Origin of the sequence: Brevibacillus brevis (assembly GCF_022026395.1) — a bacterium.
Lineage (GTDB): Bacteria > Bacillota > Bacilli > Brevibacillales > Brevibacillaceae > Brevibacillus.
Genome location: NZ_CP041767.1, coordinates 15001 through 20000, shown reverse-complemented (window position 1 = coordinate 20000; position 5000 = coordinate 15001). Strand labels below are relative to the sequence as shown.

Genomic DNA, 5000 nt, shown 5'->3' with positions numbered 1-5000 from the left:
TGACATCATCATCGTCGTCAAGGGTAATCCCCTTCACACCGGTGGCGTTACGTCCCATCGTGCGTACGTCTCCCTCATTGAAACGGACGGACATGCCTTTGTGAGTACCCATAATGATTTCTTGTTGGCCATCCGTCAGACGAACACCAATCAACTCATCATCGTCGCGCAGGTTAACCGCAATTAGTCCGCCTTTGCGAATATTTTCATAGGACTCAAGCGTGGTTTTCTTAATAATCCCCTTCTTGGTCGCAAAGAACAGGTAATGTTCTTGATCAAACTCCTTCACAGGGATTACCGCACTCACCCGTTCCCCTTTTTCAATCTGAATGAGATTGATGATTGGGGTACCTTTCGCTGTCCGGCTCAGGTCAGGAATCTCGAATCCTTTTAGGCGATACACCTTCCCTTTGCTCGTGAAGAACATGATGTAATCATGCGAGTTGGTAATGTACAGATGCTCGACAAAATCGTCATCCTTGGTTCCCAACCCCTGCACGCCACGTCCACCACGTTTTTGCGAACGATAGGTGGAAACAGGCAGACGCTTGATATATCCGTCATGCGTCAGGGTGATGACCACATCTTCCTCTGGGATCAAATCTGCATCTTCGATATGATTCTCATCGAATGTAATTTCCGTGCGTCTTGCATCGCCAAACTTCTCTTTGATCTCACCCAGCTCTTCCCGGATGATCGCGTAGATTTTGCCTTCGTCCGCAAGAATAGCACGCAGTTCTGCGATTTTTACCATGAGCTCTTGGTATTCGTTCTCGATTTTTTCTCGTTCCAAACCAGTCAGGCGTTGCAGACGCATATCAAGAATGGCCTGTGCCTGCTCGTAGGACAAGGAGTAATTTTCCATGAGTCCTGTGCGAGCTTCTTCCGTGGTTTGAGAAGAACGAATCAAGCTGATAATCTCGTCAATATGATCCAATGCAATGCGCAAGCCTTCCAAGATATGAGCACGGGCTTCTGCTTGCTTGAGATCGTATTCGGTCCTTCTGCGGATAATGACACGTTGGTGCTCCAAATAGTAATAGAGCATGTCACGCAGATTCAATACACGCGGACGACTGTCAACGAGTGCCAGCATATTCACACCAAATGTAGACTGCATTTGGGTATGCTTAAACAGATTGTTCAATACAACCTTTGGAATGACGTCACGGCGCAATTCCATGACGATACGCATTCCTTTGCGGTCAGACTCGTCACGAAGGTCGGTAATGCCTTCGATTTTTTTCTCACGCACTAGCTCCGCGATTTTTTCCACGAGTCTAGCCTTGTTCACCTGATAAGGGATCTCTGTTACGATGATGCGCGGTTTGCCTTTTCCATCCTCTTCAATCTGGGTTTTGGCGCGCATAATAATGGAACCACGACCTGTTTCATAGGCACGGCGAATACCACTGTAACCGAGAATCTCCCCTGCTGTAGGGAAGTCAGGTCCCTTGATAATCTTCATCAAATCTTGAATCGTAATATCCGGATTGTCGATCATGGCAATGACACCATCAATAACTTCCGTCAAGTTATGCGGCGGAATATTGGTAGCCATACCTACAGCAATCCCTGATGCACCATTTAAAAGCAGGTTCGGGAAACGAGAAGGCAATACAACCGGCTCTTCTTTGCGTCCGTCGTAGTTAGGAATGAAATCGACCGTTTCTTTATCAATATCGCGCAAGAGCTCCAGCGCGAGCTTGGAAAAACGCGACTCCGTATAACGCATCGCCGCTGCCGGGTCGCCGTCTACAGAACCGAAGTTCCCTTGCCCTTCAACCAGCATGTAGCGCATGTTAAAATCTTGGGCCATACGTACCATCGCTTCATAGATGGAAGAGTCACCATGCGGATGGTAGTTCGCCATTACTTCCCCGACAACGTTTGCCGATTTACGGAACGGCTTGTCAGGAGTAAGGCCCATATCGTGCATGGCATACAAAATACGCCTGTGTACAGGCTTCAAACCATCGCGAACGTCAGGCAAAGCCCGACTGACGATAACGCTCATCGCATAGCTAATGAACGATTCTCTCATTTCGTGGCTAATATCGACTTTTGGAAACCGAGCAGTTTCTTCTGCCATAAAGGGTAAACCTCCAACTGGTTATCACAATACTTCATTATACCATACAGAGAGAGGAGACGTCCAAAAAAACCAGTTGAATCAATCTATTTCCCCAATATTTCCCTCGGAATTTGGTCGTACACTCACGCATTTCATATTACCCCTAAATATTCCAGCTTTGTTTCACGCTGGGTCATTACACAAAACAAAAAAAGGCCCCTTTATTCTGGCGCCTAGAAGTTCATGTTTTTTTACATGTATTTATCATCATCTTTACAGCTTCACGACCATTTCCAATTCAGAGGAGCGAATCATTGTCTTTGTATCGATTAACAACCCGAACGTAATCGCGATCATCTGTACTAGTTTTCTCATGGTGTATCCCTCCGTTTATTGAATGTACTTTGATTTTACAGGGAATAGACATGTAGTCCTATCGATTTGGGTTTCAACTTCCTTACACTATTGTAAGGATCGTAGGCAAGTATGGGAAAAGTATGGGAAATGCCTACAACAACTACTTAAGTCCGTTTGAAGATGTACAATATAGTGAGAAGTTCGCGGAGGAAACCTATGAAGACCTTTCACATTGCTATCGTAGACGATGACCTCAATATTCGTCAGATCATCGCAGCCTATCTGCAAAAGGAAGGCTATGTTACAACTGCCGTTGAATCAGCCGAAGAGGCTATTACATTAGAGCAAGAGAATCCCCCCGATCTATGGGTATTGGACATTATGTTGCCAGGTATGAATGGCTATGAGTTTTGCCGACGTATTCGAGCTGGCTCAGAAACGCCTATTATCATGGTTTCTGCTCGCGACGAAGAAGTAGACAAAATTCTTGGACTAGAGCTAGGAAGCGACGATTATCTCACCAAACCTTTTAGCCCTCGTGAATTAGTGGCACGTGTGAATCGGGCACTCCAGCGTTGGAAACAGATGAAATCCCATACGGAAGAAACCGCTAACAGCACTCTGGTATTAGATAAGGAAAAACGTCTCGTATATTCTTTTGGGGAGGAAGTTGAGGTGACCTCGAAAGAGTTTCAGGTGCTCAGCCTTTTATCGGAGCATCCGAATCGGGCTTTTTCCCGTGATGAACTGCTCTCTCTTATATGGGGTTATGATTATTTTGGAAGTGATCGAGTGGTTGATGATCTCATTCGTCGTATCCGAAAAAAGCTGGACAAGCTCCCTCTCGAAACGGTTTGGGGCTTTGGGTATCGCCTGCGAACTTCGGAAGGAACGAAGGATGAATGAGTATCCAATTTCGCATTACGTTGATGTTCGCCCTTCTTCTCTGTCTTGTCATGGGGGTATCCGCTGTTCTGATTAATTCGTTTTTACTGGATAATTTAATTGAGCAGCAAAAGAATGAATTAAACCTAAAAGGTCGATTCTGGATTGAAAAAATGAACGAATCGAATGTAAAGATTGAAACAGAGGGAGTCGCAGAACTCGAAAAGCTTCTCGTCTCCAATCGCAAGGTAGAAGTTTTAGTCTTGGGCAAAAAGAAAAAAGTGCTCTACACATCCCTGCCTTCTTCCAATTTGAATGAGTGGATGGATGCTCTTGAGCGTAAAGCGGAGAAAAGGCAAAATCGAAACATATGGATGGTCGGAAGCGATGATTACGTGGTCGTTAACTTGCCTTTTAAAAACGACGAAAAGCAAAGACTGATTCTAGCCTCTCCTGTACGTGGACTAAAAGACATTCGTATGGAGATGACGAATAACATATTACTGATCGTCTTGATTGGAGCTGTATCTACCATTTTGCTAAGCTTTTTTATTACACGTAGTATGGTGAAGCCACTCCATAAATTGACGAGAGAAATAAAGAAGGTTCAAGCACGACGTTTTTCCGAGGTCCAACTCATTCCTGCACGCGGTGAAATTGCTGAGGTCTCGAATAGTGTTTACTCCATGGCACAGGAACTCGATCGTTTTCATGAAATCCAGCGGCAATTTTTACAGAATGCTTCCCACGAGCTAAAAACCCCTCTCATGTCTATTCAAGGATATGCTGAGGGAATTCGCGATGGTGTTTTTGTTGATGCTGCTGCTGAAAAAGGTTTTGATGTCATCGTAGAGGAAACCAATCGATTAAAGCATATTGTGACTGAAATTATATTGTTGGCCAAACTTGAGGGCGAAGAGAATTTGTTCGATCCCTCATGGCATTCCGCTACTGACCTGGTGACTCGGGCCATTGAGCGCTTACACCCTTTGCAGCTCCAGCACAATGTAACGATTTCAGTACTTCCGACTAAAACCAATGACGTCGTGTACGTCGATGAAGGAAAGTTTCTTCAAGCCTTGTTGAATATCATTGGAAATGCTTTACGCCATGCCAAGAATCAGATCACGATTGAAATCAAATCAGGCAAACGTCAACTCCAAATAGAAGTACAAGATGATGGAGAGGGCATCGCGGAAGAACTTCTCCCTCATTTATTTCATCGTTTTGTGAAAGGAAAAAACGGTGATGTCGGACTGGGGCTAGCTATTTCTCGAGCAATTATCGAACGTTCGCACGGCTGTCTCCAAGCAGAAAATGGTCCACTCCACGGCGCCGTTTTCCGTATCATCCTCCCCTTGTATCCGCAGCCTGAAAACTAACGAACACCCGAGTGATCTAGTGTCTACTCGGGTGTTTTTCTTTCCATCTATATTTTTACCGCTACATGTTCCCGGAAATTTTCGCCGCGAGCGCGTTCCTTCCAATCCGCATAACCATGACAGAAGCTATCAAGCAAAATATTCCAGCAATGATAAACATGATGAAGTAACTATTCAACATGGAATAAATGACTCCTCCACCGTAGGCAGCCACAGCAGCACCTAATTGATGAGCGGCCAATATCCACCCAAACAAAATTCCTGATTGTTGTTTTCCAAAAATATCGGTTGTCAACTTAAGT

General features: G+C 44.9%; 4 protein-coding genes (2 of these 4 only partly in view). 2 read left to right on the top strand and 2 right to left on the bottom strand.

Annotated features, from left to right (window positions below):
* Positions 1 to 2092 carry the 5' portion of a DNA gyrase subunit A gene (gene gyrA / locus FO446_RS00180; RefSeq protein ID WP_173612569.1) on the bottom strand. Its footprint begins 452 nt before the window's first position, so 2092 of the gene's 2544 nt are visible here — the first part of the coding sequence; its start codon is at positions 2090 to 2092; its stop codon lies off the left edge, out of view.
* Positions 2093 to 2647: 555 nt separating this feature from the next.
* Here gyrA and FO446_RS00175 point away from each other — a divergent pair.
* On the top strand, positions 2648 to 3337 hold the full coding sequence (locus FO446_RS00175) for a response regulator transcription factor (protein WP_173612570.1): 690 nt from the start codon (positions 2648 to 2650) through the stop codon (positions 3335 to 3337).
* Positions 3334 to 4698 carry a sensor histidine kinase gene (locus FO446_RS00170; protein ID WP_237899742.1) on the top strand — a complete coding sequence of 455 codons (1365 nt, stop codon included), beginning with the start codon at positions 3334 to 3336 and terminating at the stop codon, positions 4696 to 4698. The genes FO446_RS00175 and FO446_RS00170 overlap by 4 nt, the downstream gene beginning before the upstream one ends.
* A gap of 61 nt (positions 4699 to 4759) precedes the next feature.
* Here the strand turns inward: FO446_RS00170 and FO446_RS00165 are convergent, their stop codons facing one another.
* On the bottom strand, positions 4760 to 5000 hold the 3' portion of the coding sequence (locus FO446_RS00165; protein ID WP_237899741.1) for an MFS transporter. The gene runs 1034 nt beyond the window's last position; the window shows 241 of its 1275 coding nt (coding positions 1035-1275); the start codon falls outside the window, past its right edge; its stop codon occupies positions 4760 to 4762.